At 39.6% G+C, this 22,197-nt stretch carries 19 protein-coding genes; 13 read left to right on the forward strand and 6 right to left on the reverse strand.

Features of this window, described 5'->3' with window-relative positions:
- Window positions 1–152: 152 nt before the first annotated feature.
- The gene (locus J2X77_RS06500) at window positions 153–1,022 is read right to left on the reverse strand and encodes a DUF808 domain-containing protein (protein WP_209579313.1); all 870 of its coding nucleotides are present in this window, start codon (window positions 1,020–1,022) and stop codon (window positions 153–155) included.
- A 134-nt stretch (window positions 1,023–1,156) separates the two neighbouring features.
- On the opposite strand from J2X77_RS06500, the gene J2X77_RS06505 reads away from it, so the two are divergent.
- The 3 genes from J2X77_RS06505 (at window position 1,157) to J2X77_RS06515 (ending at window position 3,726) form a co-directional block, all read left to right on the forward strand.
- Entirely contained in the window at window positions 1,157–1,714 is a 558-nt protein-coding gene (locus J2X77_RS06505) for a DUF4256 domain-containing protein (protein ID WP_209579312.1), read from the forward strand.
- A gap of 165 nt (window positions 1,715–1,879) precedes the next feature.
- Entirely contained in the window at window positions 1,880–2,338 is a 459-nt protein-coding gene (locus J2X77_RS06510) for a GyrI-like domain-containing protein (protein ID WP_209579311.1), read from the forward strand.
- A 92-nt stretch (window positions 2,339–2,430) separates the two neighbouring features.
- Window positions 2,431–3,726 (forward strand): chloride channel protein, encoded by a 1,296-nt coding sequence (locus J2X77_RS06515; RefSeq protein ID WP_209579310.1) that lies wholly within the window; start codon window positions 2,431–2,433, stop codon window positions 3,724–3,726.
- An 81-nt stretch (window positions 3,727–3,807) separates the two neighbouring features.
- On the opposite strand, the gene J2X77_RS06520 is transcribed toward J2X77_RS06515, so the two are convergent.
- Window positions 3,808–5,229, reverse strand: a complete 1,422-nt coding sequence (locus tag J2X77_RS06520) for an RtcB family protein (protein WP_209579309.1) — start codon at window positions 5,227–5,229, stop codon at window positions 3,808–3,810.
- A 103-nt stretch (window positions 5,230–5,332) separates the two neighbouring features.
- Complete coding sequence (locus J2X77_RS06525; protein ID WP_293883173.1) at window positions 5,333–5,461, reverse strand: hypothetical protein; 129 nt, start codon at window positions 5,459–5,461, stop codon at window positions 5,333–5,335.
- 466 nt (window positions 5,462–5,927) lie between these two features.
- Here J2X77_RS06525 and J2X77_RS06530 point away from each other — a divergent pair, with 466 nt between their 5' ends.
- Window positions 5,928–6,515: a hypothetical protein gene (locus tag J2X77_RS06530; RefSeq protein WP_209579308.1), complete on the forward strand. Its 588-nt coding sequence runs from the start codon at window positions 5,928–5,930 to the stop codon at window positions 6,513–6,515.
- Between the two features lie 53 nt (window positions 6,516–6,568).
- On the opposite strand, the gene J2X77_RS06535 is transcribed toward J2X77_RS06530, so the two are convergent.
- Window positions 6,569–7,810, reverse strand: coding sequence for an amidohydrolase (locus J2X77_RS06535; protein WP_209579307.1), 1,242 nt, complete (start codon window positions 7,808–7,810; stop codon window positions 6,569–6,571).
- Window positions 7,811–8,234: 424 nt separating this feature from the next.
- Between J2X77_RS06535 and J2X77_RS06540 the strand changes: the two genes are divergently transcribed.
- The 3 genes from J2X77_RS06540 to J2X77_RS06550 are packed head-to-tail and all read left to right on the forward strand — an operon-like array spanning window position 8,235 to window position 10,398.
- Entirely contained in the window at window positions 8,235–8,867 is a 633-nt protein-coding gene (locus J2X77_RS06540) for a DUF45 domain-containing protein (protein ID WP_209579306.1), read from the forward strand.
- Window positions 8,864–9,217, forward strand: coding sequence for a hypothetical protein (locus J2X77_RS06545; protein WP_209579305.1), 354 nt, complete (start codon window positions 8,864–8,866; stop codon window positions 9,215–9,217). Before J2X77_RS06540 ends, J2X77_RS06545 begins: the two co-directional genes overlap by 4 nt.
- 5 nt (window positions 9,218–9,222) lie before the next feature.
- Window positions 9,223–10,398, forward strand: a complete 1,176-nt coding sequence (locus J2X77_RS06550) for an oxygenase MpaB family protein (RefSeq protein WP_209579304.1) — start codon at window positions 9,223–9,225, stop codon at window positions 10,396–10,398.
- On the opposite strand, the gene recR is transcribed toward J2X77_RS06550, so the two are convergent.
- A complete protein-coding gene (gene recR, locus J2X77_RS06555; protein WP_209579303.1) occupies window positions 10,395–11,009 on the reverse strand; it encodes a recombination mediator RecR in 615 nt (204 codons plus the stop codon). The genes J2X77_RS06550 and recR overlap by 4 nt on opposite strands.
- 114 nt (window positions 11,010–11,123) lie before the next feature.
- Between recR and J2X77_RS06560 the strand changes: the two genes are divergently transcribed.
- From J2X77_RS06560 to J2X77_RS06585, 6 genes are all read left to right on the forward strand, one after another.
- Window positions 11,124–11,828, forward strand: coding sequence for a TIGR00730 family Rossman fold protein (locus J2X77_RS06560; RefSeq protein ID WP_209579315.1), 705 nt, complete (start codon window positions 11,124–11,126; stop codon window positions 11,826–11,828).
- 213 nt (window positions 11,829–12,041) lie between these two features.
- Window positions 12,042–12,599 carry an RNA polymerase sigma-70 factor gene (locus J2X77_RS06565; protein ID WP_209579302.1) on the forward strand — a complete coding sequence of 186 codons (558 nt, stop codon included), beginning with the start codon at window positions 12,042–12,044 and terminating at the stop codon, window positions 12,597–12,599.
- Window positions 12,600–12,666: 67 nt separating this feature from the next.
- Complete coding sequence (locus J2X77_RS06570) at window positions 12,667–13,806, forward strand: FecR domain-containing protein (RefSeq protein WP_209579301.1); 1,140 nt, start codon at window positions 12,667–12,669, stop codon at window positions 13,804–13,806.
- 35 nt (window positions 13,807–13,841) lie between these two features.
- On the forward strand, window positions 13,842–17,114 hold the full coding sequence (locus J2X77_RS06575) for a TonB-dependent receptor (RefSeq protein ID WP_209579300.1): 3,273 nt from the start codon (window positions 13,842–13,844) through the stop codon (window positions 17,112–17,114).
- 18 nt (window positions 17,115–17,132) lie between these two features.
- The gene (locus tag J2X77_RS06580; RefSeq protein WP_209579299.1) at window positions 17,133–18,683 is read left to right on the forward strand and encodes a RagB/SusD family nutrient uptake outer membrane protein; all 1,551 of its coding nucleotides are present in this window, start codon (window positions 17,133–17,135) and stop codon (window positions 18,681–18,683) included.
- A gap of 71 nt (window positions 18,684–18,754) precedes the next feature.
- Window positions 18,755–19,876 carry an acyltransferase family protein gene (locus J2X77_RS06585; RefSeq protein WP_209579298.1) on the forward strand — a complete coding sequence of 374 codons (1,122 nt, stop codon included), beginning with the start codon at window positions 18,755–18,757 and terminating at the stop codon, window positions 19,874–19,876.
- A gap of 737 nt (window positions 19,877–20,613) precedes the next feature.
- Here the strand turns inward: J2X77_RS06585 and J2X77_RS06590 are convergent.
- Window positions 20,614–22,074: an exonuclease domain-containing protein gene (locus J2X77_RS06590; RefSeq protein ID WP_209579297.1), complete on the reverse strand. Its 1,461-nt coding sequence runs from the start codon at window positions 22,072–22,074 to the stop codon at window positions 20,614–20,616.
- Window positions 22,075–22,197 lie beyond the last annotated feature (123 nt).

Raw genomic sequence — 22,197 nt, forward strand, 5'->3', positions numbered from 1 at the left:
AAGACTAATTTAAGATACGAAAAAAGGAGCAGAAAACTGTTATTTCCCACTCCTTTTTTTTGCCCAATCTAAAACGGGACTTTTTCAGTGCCCTCCTGCAGATACCGGTCTTTTTTGTTATTAAGTACTGATCCCTTGCTTAGGGATCTACTTTATTTTTTCTTTTTAAACAGTTTCTTTCCAATTGTAAATAGAATTACAACAATAATCCCGCCTGCTAGACCGAATAATAGTTCCTTTACTATCCCCGGCAGCGTTGGAAGCGCGTGGTGTAAAAAATCAATATAATGAGCAAATATTCCACCCGAAACCAAAATTAAAGCAAATGTACCAACGATGGCCAGTAGTTTGATGACAAACGGCAGTGCACGTACTAAAAATCGGCCTAAACCTGCAATAGGACCCTTCTCACGTGATGTTTTAATCAACTTATATCCCGCATCATCCATCCTAACAATAAGTGCTACAATTCCATAAACTCCAACAGTGGCTAGAAAAGCCACAACAGACACCGTAATGATCTGTAGGGATAAGCTCTTTCCTAAAACTGTTCCCAAGGCGATAATGACAATTTCCACAGAAAGAATGAAATCTGTTGTGATAGCCGATTTGACCTTAGCCTTTTCCGCGGCAACCGAGTCTTCAGCAACTACCGCCTCCACTTTGGCCTCATTGGTGGTATCCTTTCGATGGAATAGGTATTCCATAATCTTCTCTACCCCTTCGAAAGCAAGATAGAAACCGCCCAAGATTAAAATGTACTTAATAGCGATTGGAAAAAATACATTCAATAATAAGGCGATTGGAACAATAATCAGTTTATTAAGCAATGATCCCTTGGTAATCGCCCATAGAACAGGGAGCTCACGCGACGCCAAAAAGCCAGTTGCTTTCTCGGCATTAACTGCTAAATCATCACCTAAGATTCCAGCAGTTTTTTTAGTCGCGATTTTGCTCGCTACTGCTACATCATCCATCAAAGCTGCAATATCATCTAATATTGCAAATATTCCTGAAGCCATATTTATATAAAAATTGAACGTAAAAATATAAATTTAATTCAATTTTGGAGTAAGATATTTAATTCAATACATGCGCGAAGCTTCACGATTATTGAATTAAATGCTTACTTTTAATTAAACAAGGATAACCATTTATGAAACATTCACTTGCACAAGAGGAGCAGTCATTACTGCTGGAGACTTTAGAAAAAAGATTTAATAAATTCCCCAATAGGCATCCACAGATCAGTTGGAATGAGGTGGCCGACAAATTACGTGACAATCCCCAAAAACTGTGGAGCCTCTTCCAGATGGAAAAGAGTGCCGGTGAACCCGATATCGTTATTATTGATCCAAAAGCAAAGCTATATGCTTACGTAGACTGTGCGGAGGAAAGCCCCAAAGGAAGGAGAAGTCTTTGTTTTGACCAAAAGGCCCTAAATGATCGGAAAGAAAACAAGCCTATTGGAAGTGCATTGGAAGAGGCTAAAAAGATGGGGACTGAGCTCCTTTCTGAAGAACAGTATCGCCAGCTACAGATGTTCGGTGAATTTGATTTGAAAACTTCTAGCTGGATACAAACGCCAGAAGCTATCCGCAAACTTGGTGGCGCTTTATTCTGTGATCGACGCTACAACCGAGTTTTCACGTATCATAATGGAGCCATCACCTATTACGCAGCACGCGGTTTTCGCACCATACTTTTTCTTTAAATAAAAGCACTCAATTACCAAAAATATAAGGCCTAGCGGAAAACAAATATAAACTCCGCTATTTTTAAATACCCTATACATCCATCGCAAAAAAAAAGCATTATTTTCTCTTTCGTGACATACAGCTGTCATTCGCTAACCTAACTTTGAGGAAAACTAAGACTCATGAAAAATAAGACAATTCCTTCATTCAGTATAATTGGTCTAGCTGTTCGGACAAGCAATCAAAATGGACAGGCTGCTAAGGACATTCCCGAACTTTGGAGCCGTTTTTTTAAAGAAGACGTATTGAGCCGTATCCCCAATAAGATATCCAACGACCTCTATTGTATTTATACAGAATATGAAAGAGATCATACCTTGCCTTATACAACGTTACTGGGCTGCAAAGTAAGAAGTCTTGAAGAAGTACCGGAAGACATGGACGGTATTCATATCGCTGAAAATCAATATCAGCACTTTACGGCAGAAGGAAATCTGGAAGATGGCATTGTTTATCAAGCTTGGCAAGAGATTTGGAATTCTGATCTATCAAGAACATTTGCAGCAGACTTCGAAATCTACGGAGAAAAAGCACAGGATCCAGCAAATGCAAAAGTAGATATTTTCATCGGTATCTATTAGGGTGTATCGTAACAAAACATATGTCATTCAGTATTGCCGTTTATTTTAAATTAAATATCCCTTACCTTTGTGCCGATTAAAAAAAGAACATCATGCAAATCAATACGGCATATAGAAAAAAAGTTGTTCGATATAGCTATTTAAAATTAATTGGAACTTCAGCTGTCGTCAGCATTCTTTGTTGCCTATTGGCGTTCAGCCTCAAGCACAGCACGGGCTATGTACAGGAAGAGTTGTTTGAAAGCGTATCCTCTTGGGATCCTAGACTGCTTATTATTTTACCTAGTATAGGTATAACAGCTATTTACTTCTTACGAAAGCATGCTTTTAAAAACAGAAAAAACAAAGGGATAAAAGAAATCTATACAACCTTAGAAACAAGAAAAGACTATTTGCCTTTTTTTAAAATTCCATCTCACTACATCAACGGTTTTCTAACCGTCATTTTCGGGGGATCAACGGGCGTTGAGGTTTCTACCGTTGTTGCTACAGCGACAGTAGGGAACCAGGCATATAAACGATTACATGCCGCTTGGGCCTATAAAACCGAACTGATTTGCGCCGGTGTAATCGCCGGAGTGACGCTCTTGTTTGGAAGCGCCCTAGGTGGCTTTCTATTTGCTTTTGAAGTCATTGCACGGAAATATAATAAAACTTTGCTCATTAGCGGAATCACTTCCATGGCGGTGGCATATGTATTTGTTTATTACGTTGACGCCAGTCCATTATTTATAGTTGAGGCAAAGGCATGGCGGTGGCAGACAGTCCCGTTTGTCATCCTTTTAGGATTGATTGGCGGGATTTTAGCTTTATATTTTACGAAGATTGTTATTTATGCAAAATCCTATTTTGCAGGTATAAAAAGTAATTTTATACGAGTCAATTTAGGGGCCATCACTGTAGGAATATTTATCTTTTTCCTACCAGCACTTTATGGCGATAGTTATCACGGACTTGGTGAGATTCTAAAAGGCAGTCTTCATGACTCCGTAAATTTGAGCTACTTTCTTCCATTGATTCTGCTCGTTCTTCTAAAACCACTAGTGGCATCTTTGACCCTCGGCGCGGGTGGCGATGGTGGTGTTTTTGCGCCAAGCATTGTAACAGGAGCTTTATTAGGCGTTTTATTTGCGCAGCTTTGCAATCGTTACCTCGGAACACAGCTAATCGTCATTAATTTTGCTCTTTTTGGTGCCGCGGCAATGCTTTCTGCAGCCATACACGCACCTTTTACGGCTATTTTTATTATTGCAAGCCTCGTTCCTTCAGGATATCTATTATTAGCGCCCCTACTTATCAGTAGTTCTATAGCAAAGGTATTAGCAAAAAAACTATATCCATATAACGTATACACCTACAAAGAGGTTGCGACGGCCAAACCGATTTAATCGCTCTTATTGATTGACATAATTGAACAAACTAGTAGTCAAAAAGCGCCTCAAACGTATTGTCAAGGTGCTTTTTGACCATTAGTCTTCTCGGCTTCCATCGTCTGCCATGCGTACAATCTTTGGAGAAAACTTTGCTACGACGTCAACGAGATCCTTTTGCGAAGCCATCACGGCATGAATGTCTTTATAGGCCATTGGCGCTTCATCCATGCCTGCCCCAAGCAGCATAATACCTTTATCAGTAAGCATCTTTTTAAGGTTATGAGGAGATAATGTTTTGATTGCTTGTGTACGGCTCATCAATCGTCCTGCTCCATGAGAGGCCGACTGAATAGCCTTCACCTCCCCTTTTCCACGCACCAAAAAACCCGGTGTGGCCATTGATCCAGGGATAATGCCCATCACTCCTTTCGCCGCGGGTGTCGCACCTTTTCGATGGACTATAACCTCTTGGTCGTTCCAGGTTTCCTTCCATGCAAAATTGTGATGATTTTCCACCTGCGCTAACAACTCTGCCCCTAAAGCCAACTTAATTTTTTTATGAATGACCTCATGGCAAGCTGACGCATAATCACCGGCGAGATTCATGGCCAGCCAATACTCTTGCCCTTCATGGGTGTCCAGATCTAAATAAGCCAAATTTTCAGCTTGGTAAGGCAACTTACACAAAGATTTGGCTAATTTTGTGTAATGTCCAGCAATGGTAGCGCCCATTCCCCTTGAACCTGAATGTGTTAATAAGCCCAAATAAGTCCCACGTTCAATATTTAAAACCTCATCTTTATCCTCAAATTCGACGACACCAAATTCCACAAAGTGATTTCCGCCACCTGAAGATCCCAATTGTGTCCATGCTTTATCCTTCAAGGACGAAAGCAAGCTATTCTCCGTAAACAATTTATTATCTAACACCCCATGATCTATACGTTCGTGTCTCAGATATCCATTACCAGCTCCAAACTTGCTGTTACGTAGAATAACATCTTTGAGCATCATTACATTTTCTTCCAAAAATGAGGCTGGTAAATCGAAGATGGACAAAGCCATACGACATCCAATATCTACACCAACCCCATAAGGGATTACCGCATTACTGGTCGCCAATACGCCTCCGATTGGTAATCCGTAGCCTTGATGCGCGTCCGGCATTAATGCACCGGCAACTGCAACAGGCAATTTCATGGCAACATTCATTTGTGCTTTCGCCCCGTTTTCTATTTCAGAAGCGCCATAGATCGCATAATCTACCGGTGTTTCATTCAACACTATTAATGACTTATCAACCGCGTCTTGCCCGAGTATAGCACTGGACAAAATACCAAACACAGCGTCTTCTGAATAGCTCTTCGGGTCTTCCAAGACAGATCTAAACTTTTCCAACATTTCTTCGCGTGTATAACCGTGTCTTTTACTGTTGATTTTCAACGCAACACCCAACGTATGATTTTCTTTAAATCCTAATGCAATTAAATCATTGCCATTTATTCTTTTATTTTCCATTTTCTGACTTTCTAATATAATAAACTTTACAACTCCTCTAAAGCAGGCAACAACACCTCTTTACGTTGTTGCCTGCACCTCTTCACATGTAGTATCTTTTATTTCACACATATTGTTTAAGTTGATCGACAATCTGTCCGTTTCCAACAAGCGAAATCGTATTGATCTTTTCAACGATCTTCTTAATATATTCCATTTCCTTTAATTTGAACTCCATACTGTTTTCTTCCATCAGCCTAACGGTATTTAGTAAAATGATGTTCACAAATAGCAATGCGCTATGCTGTATCGTTATGCTATTCCATCCGAAGATGGAAGTGGGATTCGAATTCTACTGCTATCCTTTCCATCAAAGAATGTTTGTCATTGCTGACGTTACAAATATCGCTGGGGCACCACGCGGCCAATTTGCGTAGTAATAAAAAGGAATTAAAAAGTCCTTTAAATCAAAATAAAAAACTGATATACAGCTATAAAGAATAAAAAAAAATGTTAGAAAGCAGACAGCACCTATCAATTACGCAGATGTATTGCGCATATAACATAAATAATAATCCAATAGTGAATGAGGAAAATTGTAGAAACCATATCGAATAGCATATTTTTTTAGCCAATACGATTTTCGATGTCGCTGTAATCAATGAAGGTAATATGCTTTTAATAGCTTAATTTTATACCAACTAAGATGATATCAACAAATGAAGAGTTCATATGCAGCAATTGTTCTATCTTGTATTTTAGCAAGTTGTACAAATGAAGTTCAAGAGGATAAAAGCAATTCTATAACAGCTGCCATGCAGCAAACTACACCTCAAAATAAGGAGATGGCAGAAAAACGGGACTCAACTTTAAACGATAGCCATCCAGCAGAATCTTGGCTGGAAGGCATTTTTCAGTGCGAAAGCTCCTCAACTGGAAAATATTGCTACTACCTAGACAAAGAAGATGCATTATGTACCCCGCGATTTCGTGCATTTTTACAAGAGGCCAATGAAATTTACGGGCCATCAAACCTTTCCGATGAGGAACTACCCATGGCCGAGGCAGCTTACAAAGCCAAATGGAGAAAAATCTATCCACTGTATACCCAGGAGACATGGCTATTTGGACGCGGGAATGATGATGCGTTGGATATTCAGGATGTTAAAATTGAAAAAGTATCAGACAGTAAATTTATCGTATTTGTCGATTACGGCCATGATGTAAGGACCAAAAATGAGGTTCAACTGGTACACAACGGAGGATCCTATAAAATAGATTACTGCAAAACCACTTTCCTACATTAAACGAATACATCAAAATAAAAAACGCCAATTTTATAAACCATAAATTGGCATTTCTATGCTATGATTGATGAGCTATTTCCCTGATAAACAAATCCATTTACGGTCGAGATGCGGGAGACCGCCTCTGCAGAACAACTTGCATCAACAAAAATAAGGCTAGCATCATCTCCCACTTTTGGCCACACGATTTTCCCATGGTCATCAAGTGGAATGCTACCATTAGTCGCGTAACGGAGGCTGCGGGATAGCTCAAATTCGGTTTCATAACCGTATAATTGTGCAACCAAATTGGCCTTTTGAAGCATATTACCGCTACCAAAAGTACTCCAGTGATCTTGAACGTTGTCATTCCCTATAAAAACTTCCACTCCTGCCTTTTCCAGTTCCGGAAGTGGCATTAACATGTTGCGGAAAGGCACCGAACTACAAATACCAACTTTCGCTGCCGCGAGGCGTTCGGCCGTATATTCTAATTCCCTTTTTGCCATGTAGCCCAAAGCGAAAGCATGTCTGATAAAGGTACGACCTTGCAACGCTGGATTTTCGAAAGTTTTATCAATTAAATAATGAATCGTTTTAACGCCAGATTGTCCGCCTTCATGCAAGTGGATATCGATACCTTTGTTATTGTCCAATGCAAGTTGAATGGTCAAGTCCACCGGCTTCTCAATACTACCGTCAATGCTAAAGGGGTCTAGGCCACCGATAAAGTCCACCTGCTCCCATTTGGCCACCTCCTCCATCAGCTCTGCAGATTTTGTATAAAATAGCCCATGCTGCGGGAATGCGACCAATTCGGCAGAAAATGAATCCTTTAAATATTCAAGAGCCTGTAACAAGTGCTCCAATGACGCTGTGCCAGACGTCGGATCAATATTAAAATGCGTGCGCGCAAAATTGGTTCCGTAGCCCTGCAAGAGTGAAATTAGCTTTTCGGCCCGTTCAGCCGAGGTTTTCAATAGCTCCGGGATGATCATCTGCTCTTTGGCAATCATATCTTTCACGGTCCTATTTTTTGGAAATACTGCCTTCCAAGGAAGGCCAAATAAGGTTTTGTCCAAATGAATGTGCATATCACGAAATGGTGGTAATGCCAATTTACCTTTGATGTCAAAGCCTTTTACATCCGTTGTAGATTGCGCAGACTCAACACTTTTTATTTTTTTTCCCTCAATTTGTATATCAAATAATGCTGTTTTTGTAGCAACAACTTCCGCGTTTTCATAAATAAAGCCTGTTTCTAACAATACATTCTTTAACAAATATGTATCTTGATTTTGCGTAATTCCATTCATGCCGATATCATTTTTAACAAAACTAAGTGATTTGAGGTAATTTTCTTTGTAAGAATTATCATGGCTTTTGTAGATATCATACGGTATTGATAGCTGATAAGAATGCTAAAAAGTTATTACCAATTCTGGAGCAACTTCCAACTGTATGTACAGTGAGTACACCATGAGTCCACGTTAAGTCCACCTTTATACATGTACTTTCACAATGCGTCCACCTTGGGAACATCTTACTTACAGTTAGAAGTGGGTTACCAGGAAAGCATCATTTGGTCGAACGAAAGCCTCAACGATGCGGCTCATTATATAAAAGAAATTATTACCATTATAGCTGTAGTATACTATAAAAAACGTTACTTTAACGCAACTTATGGGGTATCGTGCACTCTTAACGTCGAACTCACCATTTGTAATTTAAAATCGAGCAATGCAAATCGAAATCGCTAATACATTTTACGAAATAATTCCTTGGAATAAAGATTATATTCAAGTTTTAGGCAGCCTATCTCCTTATCGTGTATATGCTCCGGCTCATTGGGATATGGCTTCCGTTAAAGAATATCTTAAGTTGAATCCGCCAACAATCGAAGCCGATCTTCAATCGTATGCATATCTGGACAATCCTTATATCCTATTTGGAAAACCTTATTTGGTTAAAATTTATTCTAACTCAACCTCAACAAAAGTTAATCTAACAGCAACCAGCATAGCTGTTTATCAAAACGAGAGCACAAATACATTGAAATTACTCTCCAAGTGGAGCAAAGAACTACTTTATAATGAAGTTATAAAGCAGATGTCCTACTGGGAAGAACAGCTGGACATCTACAATATCTCCAGCGTTGCAATCAAAAAGTTACCAAAAAGCGAATTTACGATTGTTGACAGTGGAATTTATTTTTCAAATCGACTCATCGATTTAGAAAAAGAACATATAAATCGAATTGTACTCAAGGCATTCTGTAAATTTGCTCAGAAATCCCGTATGGAAACAGAGGCTATTTTCGACATATTTATTCCAAATTGGAAAGAGCTTTGTAAAGATTCGATAATACAATGACAGCGATAAACATAAAAATTTCAATAGAAAAAGATCACCTCAGCATCCCTTTCAATATCCAAGATCTTCTCCAGTCCATGAACGCACACATGAAAGATATCAACGACTATGTTGTTGACTGCTTAGAGAATAAAGATGGTGCACCACGTTTAAGCGACTTTAGTATTAGCAGGCTGTCTTTTTATACTGATCATACCAGCGGTAATTTCAGAATGCATTTTAAAATTGACCGTCAGTTCTGCTGCAGCGATCTCTTATCCTGTCAAATGGATTATATCGACTTTAAATTCAATATTTCCAACGATACCATCGCGATTCATGGATCCTATGTAGATTGGACAATTCAATAGAACCTATGCGTATACCCGAACGTTTTCAAATTAATACGAGCTCATTCTCTTTCTATTGGTCAAAGGGCCCTGGTGTTGCTCTGCTTCGCAAACTGCCCAAGAAACCAGTGATAACCGATGCTGGTCAATTTGCACCTTTACTGTATCAATACGACATGTCTTGCGACCAACTTGTAGAACAACTACACCTAAAAATTGGTTTTTATCAAGGCCAACAGTTACTCAAAGATGCGCTTGCTGGTAGATCTATTGAACCTGCCTACGAGCAGGTATTGATCGAGTTTCTCCATACCGTGGATTTTGCTCCATCTTGGTTGGATTGGGATAAAATTGTACAAGGAATTGAACTCAGTCAACGATCGGGCTTATCTGGATTAATTGTATTACGTGATTATGTGCTCATGGGTGGCTATGAATCCAGCGCTATAAACAAACCTTTGATCTTTACGGGAGCGCTAAAAAAAGGCGCCGTAAAGCGACTTACTGAAACCGTTACCTTTTGGGTTGATATTACAGGTAATAATGCCCTAAGAAAGGGACATATTGGTATTGAAGCCATTTTACTCACCCGATGTATCCATTCGTATGCGCGGTTAAACATTTTAAAGCAGGGTCAGTGGGAAACTGAAAAATGGGGTATTCCATTAAATACCTGGGATATGCTTGCCACAAACTTAGGATTCTCCCTTGTTTATCTAACAGGGCTTAAACGAATGAAATTCAATATATTAAAAAGCGAAATTGAAGGTCTATTCCATTTATGGAAATTTGTAGGGACCTTATTAGGCATCCCCCTTCACCTTCTCCCTGACACGGAAGAGGAAGCAATTGAAGCTTTATATTATTGGACAATGACACAGCAGTCTGGAGACCAAGATAGCCTTGCTTTGGCAAAGGCACTTATGGAAGAACCCGTTAAAGCTGCTTACCCTATAAATAAATGGGGACGAAAGCTCATGCGCGAAATTCACCTCTATTACAATCAGTATCTATTGGGCGACTATTCCTGCGCGCTATTAGGTTTAGAAAAAACAGTAGTTGGTCGTATTGCCTACATGAATATCTTAAAGAATAAGACGTCGAATTATAGGATAGACAATTCTTTATGGCAAAAAAAGCAAATTGATAAAGGCAGAAAAATACACGAAGGGGTTAAACAAATCTATCTAAAGTACAATTAACCGACGCTGCGCTCGTAAGGAACGCGTGTGGCAATGGAGCGACCCAAAGTCAACTCATCAACATATTCCAATTCTCCGCCAAATGCGATCCCGCGCGCGATGGTTGTAATTTTGACATCAAACTCCCGCAATTTACGGTATAAATAAAAAATGGTTGTATCTCCCTCCATCGTTGCTGACAGCGCTAAAATAACTTCTTCAACCTCACCTCTCTGGATTCGATTGATTAACCCTTCAATTTTTAGATCAGCAGGACCGATGCCGTCCATCGGCGAAATTAATCCGCCCAATACGTGATATACACCCTGATAGGAGTTCGTATTCTCAATTGCCATTACGTCACGCGTGTCTTCAACGACACAGATCAAACTTTTATCACGTTTGAATGAAGCACATATTTCACAAATTGTATGATCTGAAATATTAAAACATTCCTGACAATACTGAATGTCTTCTTTCAAACGGTCGATAGCAGCGGTAAAACGAGCTACATCCGCATCCGATTGCTTCAGTAGATGCAAAACTAACCTCAATGATGTCTTTTGTCCTACGCCCGGCAGTTTTCCAAATTCAGCAACGGCGTTCTCGAGAAGCTTAGAAGAAAAATTCATAATGCAAATGTAAGAATAATCAGAAAAAGTAGCTACTATTAAAAAAATACCTATATTGTATTCCTTTTTGGAAAATTTAATTTAGAAATTAAATGTATAACGTTATATATGGACATTACAAAAGAAGATAAAATTATCCGTGCATTTGAGAACAAAACATGGCAGGAAATTAAAGTAAAAGACTCTTGGCAGATTTTTAAAGTGATGTCAGAGTTCGTGGATGGATTTGAGAAACTAGCAAAAATTGGCCCCTGTGTTTCAATATTTGGATCTGCGCGTACCCCGCGTGAACACAAATATTATCAAATGGCGGTAGAAATTGCAAGTTTATTGACAGCACGTGGTTACGGTATTATTTCGGGCGGTGGACCAGGTATCATGGAAGCAGCCAATAAAGGTGCTTATGAGTCGGGGGGTAAATCTGTTGGATTGAATATTGAACTACCCTTCGAACAATTCCACAACAAATATATTGACCGAGATAAGCTACTAGAATTTAAGTACTTCTTCGTGAGAAAAGTGATGTTTATGAAGTATTCTCAGGGCTATATTGTTATGCCGGGAGGCTTCGGAACAATGGACGAACTTTTTGAAGCAATCACATTGATCCAAACGGGTAAAATTGCACGTTTTCCAATCGTATTGGTCGGCTCTGATTATTGGAAAGGATTAATGGACTGGGTTCAAAATACTATGATTTCCAATAAATATATCAGTGAGGAGGATTTAAAGCTGTATCGAATTGTAGATACTGCGGAGGAGGCTGCGGACCATATTTTCCGATTCTACGATAAGTACCTATTGAAGCCAAACTTCTAAGAAGTAATTGCTTTCGCAAAAAAAAAGAGTATCTGAGATTAACAGATGCTCTTTTTTTGTGTCTATCGCCGCAGATAAGGCTTTAGGAAAGCATGATATTCGTTCGTAAACAGCGATATTTATTTATTAAAGTTGTATTATTCACCATTTAGTCATTACATTTACTCCGCTATTTGGGTAGCGTAACCGTAGAAAAACATAGAATTGTCGTGCATGAAAGATTTTGGAGCCCATTCAGACGAGGAGCTGATCGTATTGATTCAACAGGACGATTCCATAGCTTTCGAAGCCCTGTATGATCGCTATTGGAAAAAGCTCTATTATCAGGCTGCCCGCAAAACAAATTCGCTGGAAGATGCACAGGAAATCGTACAGAATATATTTGCTTCACTGTGGCTACGCCGTCATCAACTCCAAATTGAAAGCAATCTTGCTTCCTACCTCGCTGTGGCAGTTAAATACAAGATATTTAAATATCTAGCTCAGCAATACAAGAAAGAAGCATTTAGAAAGGATACAGAGTGGATAGATTTTGACAATTCTACGCAAGATTGGCTCCAATTCGAAGAATTACGCGTCCGGTTGGAACAGCTTGTTTCCGAACTGCCTGAAAAATGCCAACTTATTTTTAAATTATCCCGCGAAGAAGGGCTCACCTACAAGCAGATTGCTGAACGCATGAACATCTCGGTGAAGACTGTCGAAACCCAATTAAGCCGTGCATTAAAAAAAATCCGCGCTGGTATTCAGCGTTTTCTGATCACCTTATAATTTTTCTTCTTTTCTTGTCAGGGTATCACTCCAATTTAGGGACTATATAAACAAATACCCTCTAAACATGGCTGACAACAATCAATTCCGGATAAAGCAATTAGCTTACAAATGGCTGAAAGGCACATCTACACCAGAAGAGGAGACAGAGCTCCAAGAATGGTATAAAGCAAATGATGATGAGCCTCTCAATATTCCCGAAGAAATTGCAACAGACGAGCAACAGCTTAAAGAGCTACTCCTATCCCAGATACAGCAGCAAATCCAAAGATCCAAAATTAAACGTATTCCACAGTGGGCAAAATTGGGTGGAATAGCTGCAGCGCTTGCGCTGTTATTTGTATTGCCACTCTACCTTGTCAAAAGGACAACTGGAGACACCCCGCTGGTAGCTGTGAAGCCGCTACAGCAAGTTCATCCGGGTATTAAGGCAGCTGCATTAACTTTAGCTGATGGAACTAAAATTGACCTTTCTGCCCACCAACAGAGCGTTCTCCATCAGGATGAACAGGTGAAAATTGTTACAACTGCTTCCGGAACCGTGCAATATCAATTTACGGCCAGTAAGAATACTGCTGCTAGCCGTACCAATACCATTGAAACGCCGATTGGAACAGAGTATACGATCATTTTGGCCGATGGCAGTAAGGTATGGCTAAACGCTGGCTCCGTGCTGACATTTCCTGAATCTTTTGCGTCAAATAGCCGTGAAGTAAAATTATCTGGTGAAGCCTATTTTGAAGTCAGCCACGATAGTAAGCGACCATTCTATGTGCGATCGAATGAACAAACCATTCGCGTATTCGGAACACATTTTAATGTAAGCTCCTATCCAAATGAAAACAATAAAACCACACTTATAGCAGGCTCTGTACAAGTCTCGCAATTCGGCAAGTCAAAAATGCTGAAACCTGGTCAAGCAGCATTTACCGCAGGCGGGAATCTTATCGTAGCAGAAGCCAATATCGAAGAAGCAATGGCCTGGAAAAATGGCTTTTTCTATTTTGAATCGACACCAATAAAAGATGCACTCGCTGCCATAAAACGCTGGTATAATGTAGATATTGTCTATAAGGAAACAAATGAAAAGCGTGAACTGACAGGAAAAATAAAACGTAATTCAACGGCCCAGCAACTGGTTGAGACCCTTAACTTTCTGGATATAAAATGTCGATTGCAAAACAATAAAATTGAAGTTGAACTCTAAATTATTTAATATAAAACAAACTTACCCAACTAATTATGTATAAACTTAAAACCATCCAAGGGGCTGGTAAAAAGGCAAAACTATTTGCTGCTTTACTCGCTATCCAATGCGTTTCCCATGCAAATAATTTGGCGATGGCGAATGTAAACCAAACTAAAATCAAGTTACAAGACAAGGAATACACTTTGGCAAAGTTTGCTAAAGAGATCGAGCGTCAGAGTTCTTATGTGTTTCTGTACGATAACTCGCAGATTAATGATAACCAAAAAATCCGAATAAACCATAAAGATGGTTCTATTGTTGAAATTCTGGATGACAACCTGAAAGAGCTATCGTATTCTTATAAAATTGTCAACAACACCATTGTCCTAAAAAGGAAAACAGATGATATGCCCTTAAGAAACACGATCAATGTACAACAGCTTGTCAAAGGGCGCGTTTCCGATAGCGATGGTAAAGCATTAACAGGGGTCACAATCCGCAATACAACAACAGGTAAACAAACGGAAACAGACAGTAAAGGTGAATTCTCGATTGAAGCAACCTCTACACATCAACTGAGCTTTAGTTCGATAGGTTATGAGACTATCAGTAGTACGGTAGGTTCCAATATTTACCTCAATATACAGATGAAAACTGCCAACAACCAACTGGAGCAGATCGTTGTGGTCGGTTTTGGAACACAGAAAAAAAAGGACATCACGGGAGCCATTGCAACCATGAGCACAAAGGATATTGAAGATCGCCCTGTGACCCAATTGGCGAGTGCCATGGAAGGTAAAATGGCGGGGGTGGAAATTGTAAAATCTTCCGGACAACCGCAAGCTGGCTTCTCCATTCGTGTTCGTGGAACCTCTACAATTACTGCAGGTAGCAACCCATTATACATTGTAGATGGTGTCCCTACAGAAAATATATCGGAGCTCAATCCATCAGATATTCAAAGCATTTCGGTCTTAAAAGACGCTGCTTCTGCCGCTGTCTACGGATCGTCAGGAGCCAATGGCGTGGTGTTGATTACGACCAAAAGAGGAACAAACGGTAAGACACAGGTAAATTTCGAAACCTATCAAGGATTTTCAGCCATCAGAAAAAAGCCTAGCGTTCTAAATGCGGTACAATATAGAGAATTAATGACTGAGATGGGAGAAGCCTTGGATTGGTCGAAATATACCGCTGATACGAACTGGCCAGATCAGCTATTCCGCACCGGTCACAGCCAAAAATACCAGGCTTCAGTACGCGGTGGAGATGAAAAGACAGGGTTTTACATCTCTGGATCTTATCAAAAAGATAATGGTACAGTCATCACAAATACAGTAAACAAGGTCAATTTCAAGGTTAATTTGGATCATCAGATCAATAAAATCTTTAAAGTTGGAACAAGCTTATCTTACAACCGTTGGTACGACGTGGACATTACCGAGAACTCCCGAAATGGAGTCATCATGAATGCTTACCTGGGCTCTCCAGTAATCGGCATATATGGCGATAAAGGTGCTTTCACAGTGGATCCATTCTATACAGATCTTGACAACCCCGTTGCATTGGCAACAGGCAACGAGCACAGCTATATCAACAACAGATTTACAGGAAATGCCTTTGTGGAAGCCAATATCCTACCGGGACTAAAATTCAAATCGCTGTTTGGGTATGAGAAATTTAACAACCAGTACCGCACTTTTGTGGATCCGTTCCGCACGACAGAGGGTAGAAAATATAAAGGAATGGCGACGCTCCAGCAGCAGGATAATCAGTATTGGATGTCCGAAAATACATTAAACTATGACAGAACTTTTAGTGATAAGCACCACTTCACAGGTTTACTAGGTTATATCACCACTAAAACACAAACAACAATCTCAAATATCGCTACCCAGAATTTTGCTAATCCAGCAATTCATACCGTCAATGGAGGTTCAATGATTACGGCGATGCCAACAGCGATAGATGCTGCTGTATCCACTGTCTCCGGCATTGCAAAAATCGGTTATGATTATAACGACAAGTACTTATTTACAGCCAATCTGAGAGCTGACGCGTCATCTGTATTCGGGCCTAATAACCGTTGGGGTTACTTCCCTTCTTTCTCTGCCGGCTGGCGTTTATCCAATGAAGATTTCTTTAGTTCGCTGAAAAACACGGTAAACGATTTGAAAATCCGCGCTAGTTGGGGTAAGGTTGGAAATAGCCAAATCCCTGCCTTTTCCTATCTTGGTTTAGTTGACGTCACGGGATCGTACAATATCGGCGATCAGGTTGTACCGGGGTATACACCTGCTACCTTGGACAACCCCAATCTAAAATGGGAAACAACAAACCAGACCGATATTGGTGTGGATGCCAGTTTCTTTAATTCGAGATTGATATTTGGAGCAGATTATTATGCAAAAAGGACTGTAGGCCTACTTCTAAGCTCAAGAGTTCCGTATAGTTCGGGCTATAGAACTGCACTGAAAAACCTCGGCGACCTACAAAATAGAGGTTTCGAATTCGAATTGAGTAGCCGAAATTTCGTTCACGATTTCAAATGGAATACAACAGTAACCTTTGGACTCAATCGCAATAAAGTCCTGAATATTGATGGCGGAACCTACTATGACGGAAATATAGATGGCCGAGGCAATAGTACGATTGCAAAAGAAGGCGTTGCATTGGGATCATTCTGGGGCTATGTTGCAAAAGGCGTCAATCCAGAGACCGGCGACATGATCTATCAGATGGCCGATCCGGAAGCAGGTCTTCAAACGAGTGATATGGCTATCATTGGTAATGCTACACCTAAATTCTCTTATGGCATGACAAATGATTTTAGTTATAAGAACTTCAGCTTTTCTTTTTTCTTACAGGGTGTACAGGGAAATGATATCCTTAATGCGACACGTATTTATACAGAGGGTATGTGGGAACCGAGAAACCAAAGTACTGCCGTATTAAACAGATGGACAGTCAATAACAAAAATAGTACTATGCCGCGTCCGGATCTAAATAATACAGATGACAACTACAATTCACAGATTTCTTCCCGTTTTGTAGAGAAAGGTTCCTACCTCAGGGTAAAATCGATGACCTTGGCCTATACCCTACCTAAACAAGTGCTTGAAAGATGGAAGCTCAATAAGGTCCGTCTTTATGTGACAGGCGAGAATCTGTTAACATTCACAAAATACTCAGGTCTAGATCCTGAGGTAAGCATGTATGGGGGAACTAATCAGGAAACCGTGAGTTCCAATATGTCGCCGGGTATCGATTTCGGTACTTCGCCCCAGGCACGCACCTTTATTGTTGGTTTAAACCTAACTTTTTAACCTTTTAGTTTACAAAAAATGAAATCAACTAGATATACGTTCTTGGCCATAGCCTTATTGACATCGCTTACTCTAAATTCCTGCAAAAAGTTTTTAGATCTTCAGCCTACCTCCACGGTAACGAGTGAAAATGCCTATCTCACCGGAGACAATATTGAGAAAGCATTAAACGGAGCTTATAATTCTTTTATAGGCAATGGCACCCGTCCAGGAAGCAATGCCAATTATTATCAATGGGAAATGATTTTACAAACCGACATCCGTTCGGATAATGCGCATGCAGCCGGCGGTGGCGAAATAGATTTTGCACAAATTGACTATAATACTATTACCAATACCAATGAAATGGTACGCAGGGATTGGGAAGAACTGTATGGAGCAATCTCAAAATGCAATATCGTTATTGACAACGTTGATAAGGTCACAGATCCTACTTTTTCGGATGAAAGACGCAAACAAATTCTTGGAGAAGCTTCATTTTTAAGAGCCTTCCATTATTATCAATTGGTCAAACTTTATGGTGGTGTACCCTTGGAAAAACACTCCAACAGTACAGATGCCGAAGTATTACGAATCAAGCGATCAACTGTAGAGGAGGTTTATGATTTTATTGATTCTGACCTACAAGTTGCGGTGAACAATCTCCCCGATGGATTTGGACAACCCTCCATCGACAAGGTTAGAGCGACAAAAGGTGCTGCAAATGCCTTACTGACCAAGATATGGGCACAACGCCCTGATCGGGATTACAATAAGGTATTACAATACGCCAATGCAGTGATCACTGGAAAAGGTGGTTACCAGCTCCTTCAAAACTATTCGGATCTTTTTGATGGTAAACATAACTATAACAGTGAATCTATCATTGAGATTCCTTACATAGCCGGCAGTCCCAATCTAAGCTGTTGGGGTGGCGCATTCTTTTTCCCGGATCTTGATGAAAATGGCAAAATCAACGAAAACGAATGGCGCCGATATGGAACACCATCCAAAGATCTTGTCGAAGCTTATGACAATGCTGGCGACACCGAACGAAAAAATGCCAACATTTGGTTCTTCTCTGTTCCATGGGCAGATGAGTTCTGGAACCCTTGTGGGGATGCCGACACGGAAATCCCATTCAACGTCAAACAGAAACATGCCAACAGCTTTCAAAGTGGCGACCATTTTTACCTTTTACGGCTTGCAGACATTATACTCCTAAAGGCGGAGGCTCAACATGCGTTGGGGAATACTGTAGATGCTCTAAACACTATTAATCTTATCCGTCAACGTGCAGGGCTTGCCAAGCTATCAGGTGTCAGCTCAAGTGCACTAAAGTCTATTATTCTCAATGAGCGCCGCTTGGAGCTCGCTTTCGAAGGCCAACGTTGGGACGATCTGAATCGCTATGGTGTTACAGTGGATGTCATGAATAAATTGAATGAAATCAAATTCACATGCGATAATGGCACACAGCGTAATGCCACACAAATTAAGTATAATTTTAACCAAAATAGCCTGCTCCTTCCGATACCATTATTGGAAATGCAGGCAAACCCTAGCCTGATTCAAAACCCAGGCTACTAAGAGACCAGCTATTGGCTGTTCTGGTAAGCAGAATCTTTCAGGACAGCCATCTTTTACTAATCAACTTTATTATGAACCGTTTCAAATCGCTGGATATTTTTCGCGGGTTTACGCTCGCGGCCATGATCTTGGTTAATAATCCTGGCAACTATCATCATATATTCCCCCAGCTGGAGCATTCCACCTGGCACGGTTGTACTTTTACAGATCTCCTATTCCCATTCTTTCTATTTGCAGTCGGAAACTCGATGGCTTTTTCATTAAAAAATAGGGAACAACAGGCTCCGTCTATCTATTGGAAAAAAATTGCGAAAAGAACAGTCATCCTTTTTATGTTGGGTATCTTTTTAAATGTTTTCCCCTTTATTGAATGGAATAGTCTTCACAAGCTGGAATGGATTCCCTTTTCAAGGTATAGATATTTCGGCGTGTTGCAACGTATTGCTATCTGTTATTTCAGTTGCGCTATGTTAGTATATTATTTTAAAGATAAAGGTGCAATAATAGTCAGCGCAGTATTTCTTTTGTGCTATTGGCTGATTTGCTATTATAGTAATCCATCAGACCCCTATAGTTTGGAAGGATGGTTCGGGACCAAACTTGATATTCAAATGTTCGGAGCGTCCCATCTCTATCATGGCGAAGGAACGGCGTTTGATCCTGAAGACATTTGGAGCGTATTTCCAGCCATAAGTCAAACCTTATTCGGTTATATCGCAGGTAAATACATTATTCAAAAATTGAGGAGCAAGAGGGAGCTGATTCTGCTACTGTTGGTCGGTCTATCTTTTATTTTCGTCGGCTATATCTGGTCGTTCGCTTTCCCAATCAATAAGAAAATCTGGACAAGTAGTTATTGCCTATTTACGACTGGTATTGCACTATCTTTTCTATGTATATTAATATACCTTATTGAATTTCAAAAAGTCAGCGGATTATTCCATACTGTCTGTGACGATTTCGGCAAGAATACACTATTTATTTATTGTCTTAGTGGGCTAATCCCTACGATTTGCTCATTTATCCTCATAGGGAGTGCCCAGCAAAATCTTTGGGACTTTAGCTACCATATCCTTTTTGGCAATTGGCAGAATCAACAGTTGTCGTCGGCCCTGTTTTCGCTGTTATTTATTGGATTGAATTGGATAATTGCCTATTATCTAAGAAAAAAAAATATCTACATCAAAATATAAGTCAGGCAACTTTTTCAAAGCAGCCAGTTAGGTATAATTTTACAAAAAAAAAGGGCCTAAGCCCTTTTTATATAAAGATATGGATAAGATATACCGCAGCTACTTTTAGAAAACGCCCCATTTTTTGTTTTACTATTTCGCCCTTTACAGTATACAAATACTAAAGTAGCTTAAACTAACTATACAGAGAAAAAACTTAGGGGGACAAAAAGGGGGACAAATGTTATTTAACTGAAATACAAATGATTAAAACAATCTTTTTATTAAAAAAAAGTGTTTTACGCAAAAAAACTTTAAATAAAAAACTTGGATCAAACTGTATTTTTGAGCGTATAATGGCTATTACCAACTTATCCCTTATCTCGTTTTTCATTCAATTTTTAGAAAGTAATCAGTCAATGATTATACAGTGGGTACTGAGTGATCACTGAATAAGCACTAGACAAGTAGTGTCGATAGGTCGAATTTGATAGCTTGTATCCTCCTGTATGTTTCAAATAAATGCAAGTTTCAAAAGGACTAAAAAAAGAAAACCTGAGGTTGGGAGCCTCAGGTTTTTAACTAACCAATTATTAACCTAAATTATGAAAAGTCTTTTTTACTATGTATACCAAGTAAATTTCAATTATCGTACCATACTATTTCTACAATTTGCTATTTCACATTTCTTTAACAAATTACTGAGATCCGGATGACCAAAATCTAAGAAAATGAATAGAATGCCAAGTTATAGGCAATTAGCTCAAGTTGAAAAGACTATTTGGCTCTAATTTTTCATAATGGAAATCTGGTTCTGCAGCAGTATTTGGTAAAAAAGTCGATTCTGTTAAAAAATGTATTTTACCAGGATGTCTTGCTGCCGCCATTTTGACTAATTCCATCATGTAATAATTACTCGGATACCTTTTAACATGTGCTTTTATATCTTCAAAACCATAATTCTGGTAGAATTGATCAATATAGCCCATACCATAGAAAGCACCATTTTCAATAACAATACAGCTTTTCTCTTCAGAATGGCGTCCTTTATCGATCAGTACATACGATGGACGTTGTACCAGCCACTCCTCAATACAGCGTTCAATTCTGGTATTGTGTAAGTCGCGATCGGGCAAGACATCCTTTTCTATGGACTTTGTTGACAAACTGGCTTGCCCAAACTGACAGAATTGCGGATTAATAGCATCTTGTTGGATAAATGTCTGGAGCAACTGTATTGCATCGTATTCGCGCTGGAAGACTTGAATACATGCCTGTCCCCCATTTGTCTTACCAATGGCAAGATGAAGGTATCCGTTTTGATCTTCATACGAAAACAATCCGAACTTAGGTTCATACCGTTTCAGTGCCCTATTGTATTTTGGCCAAAACCGTTTAATCTCCGCACATTCCAAAAGAAGCGCTATAAGCTCTGTACCACAGCATTCGTAACTGATATGATGAATTTCCTTTAAAAAATTTTGCCTTTGTGCTTGAATGTTATTTCCAGTGAAATGGGACAATACCCGTTTTTTGATATTTACAGCCTTTCCAACATAAATTACTTTTCCATCTTTGTCGTGAAAATAGTAGACCCCAGCCTCACTTGGCAATTGTTCATACGCTAACGGATTTAAGTGCGGCGGAAAACGTTGATCTATCGCCTTGTGTTTAATCATATCCTGAAAGATCTGTTCAGTATCCAGAACTTTCAAATAAGCAAAAAGAATAGCAGTTGCATCGGCGTCGCCACCCGCACGATGCCTATTTTCTATCGGTATATCTAAATAATCACATAGACGTCCCAAACTATAGGATAACAACCCCGGCTTTATTTTTCGCGCATAGCGTACTGTACATAATTTTATTGCTGACCATTCGAATCCCGATTCCTGCAACTGAAAACGGATGAATGAGTAATCAAAATTGACATTATGCGCAACAAAAATACGGTCTTTAAGCATTGCATAAATGCGCTCGGCAACTTCCTCAAATGTTGGAGCATCCTTTACCATGTCATTATCGATGCCAGTAAGCGCAAAAATGGAGTTAGGAATTTCCTTTCCTGGATTTACTAATGTTTCCCAGCGCTCTAGAACTTGGTTACCATCATGAATTACAATAGCAACCTCCGTGATCCGACTCGATTTTGCGTGGCCACCTGTAGTCTCTATATCCACGATGGCATACTCTTGTTTTTTGCTTTGATTTACACCCATAACACACAGCAAATATACTAAAAATATTAGTTATTAAAAGCAATATCTTTAAACTTTTGCAAAACAGGATGAAACCGGATATATCCTTATGACCCTCTCATTCAATAGACTAAAGTGAGGCTC

The sequence above is a fragment of the Sphingobacterium sp. 2149 genome (assembly GCF_031455655.1).
Taxonomy (GTDB): Bacteria; Bacteroidota; Bacteroidia; order Sphingobacteriales; family Sphingobacteriaceae; genus Sphingobacterium.

What these genes read in the sequence shown, in the direction of transcription:
- J2X77_RS06530 (WP_209579308.1), top strand. Translation starts at nt 5,928, where the DNA reads ATGAAGAGTTCATATGCAGCAATTGTTCTATCTTGTATTTTAGCAAGT.
- J2X77_RS06535 (WP_209579307.1), bottom strand. Translation starts at nt 7,810, where the DNA reads ATGAATGGAATTACGCAAAATCAAGATACATATTTGTTAAAGAATGTA.
- J2X77_RS06580 (WP_209579299.1), top strand. Translation starts at nt 17,133, where the DNA reads ATGAAATCAACTAGATATACGTTCTTGGCCATAGCCTTATTGACATCG.
- J2X77_RS06565 (WP_209579302.1), top strand. Translation starts at nt 12,042, where the DNA reads ATGAAAGATTTTGGAGCCCATTCAGACGAGGAGCTGATCGTATTGATT.
- J2X77_RS06515 (WP_209579310.1), top strand. Translation starts at nt 2,431, where the DNA reads ATGCAAATCAATACGGCATATAGAAAAAAAGTTGTTCGATATAGCTAT.
- J2X77_RS06500 (WP_209579313.1), bottom strand. Translation starts at nt 1,022, where the DNA reads ATGGCTTCAGGAATATTTGCAATATTAGATGATATTGCAGCTTTGATG.
- J2X77_RS06510 (WP_209579311.1), top strand. Translation starts at nt 1,880, where the DNA reads ATGAAAAATAAGACAATTCCTTCATTCAGTATAATTGGTCTAGCTGTT.
- J2X77_RS06590 (WP_209579297.1), bottom strand. Translation starts at nt 22,074, where the DNA reads ATGGGTGTAAATCAAAGCAAAAAACAAGAGTATGCCATCGTGGATATA.
- J2X77_RS06525 (WP_293883173.1), bottom strand. Translation starts at nt 5,461, where the DNA reads ATGGAAGAAAACAGTATGGAGTTCAAATTAAAGGAAATGGAATATATT.
- J2X77_RS06520 (WP_209579309.1), bottom strand. Translation starts at nt 5,229, where the DNA reads ATGGAAAATAAAAGAATAAATGGCAATGATTTAATTGCATTAGGATTT.
- J2X77_RS06570 (WP_209579301.1), top strand. Translation starts at nt 12,667, where the DNA reads ATGGCTGACAACAATCAATTCCGGATAAAGCAATTAGCTTACAAATGG.
- J2X77_RS06575 (WP_209579300.1), top strand. Translation starts at nt 13,842, where the DNA reads ATGTATAAACTTAAAACCATCCAAGGGGCTGGTAAAAAGGCAAAACTA.
- J2X77_RS06540 (WP_209579306.1), top strand. Translation starts at nt 8,235, where the DNA reads ATGCAAATCGAAATCGCTAATACATTTTACGAAATAATTCCTTGGAAT.
- J2X77_RS06585 (WP_209579298.1), top strand. Translation starts at nt 18,755, where the DNA reads ATGAACCGTTTCAAATCGCTGGATATTTTTCGCGGGTTTACGCTCGCG.
- J2X77_RS06545 (WP_209579305.1), top strand. Translation starts at nt 8,864, where the DNA reads ATGACAGCGATAAACATAAAAATTTCAATAGAAAAAGATCACCTCAGC.
- recR (WP_209579303.1), bottom strand. Translation starts at nt 11,009, where the DNA reads ATGAATTTTTCTTCTAAGCTTCTCGAGAACGCCGTTGCTGAATTTGGA.
- J2X77_RS06505 (WP_209579312.1), top strand. Translation starts at nt 1,157, where the DNA reads ATGAAACATTCACTTGCACAAGAGGAGCAGTCATTACTGCTGGAGACT.
- J2X77_RS06550 (WP_209579304.1), top strand. Translation starts at nt 9,223, where the DNA reads ATGCGTATACCCGAACGTTTTCAAATTAATACGAGCTCATTCTCTTTC.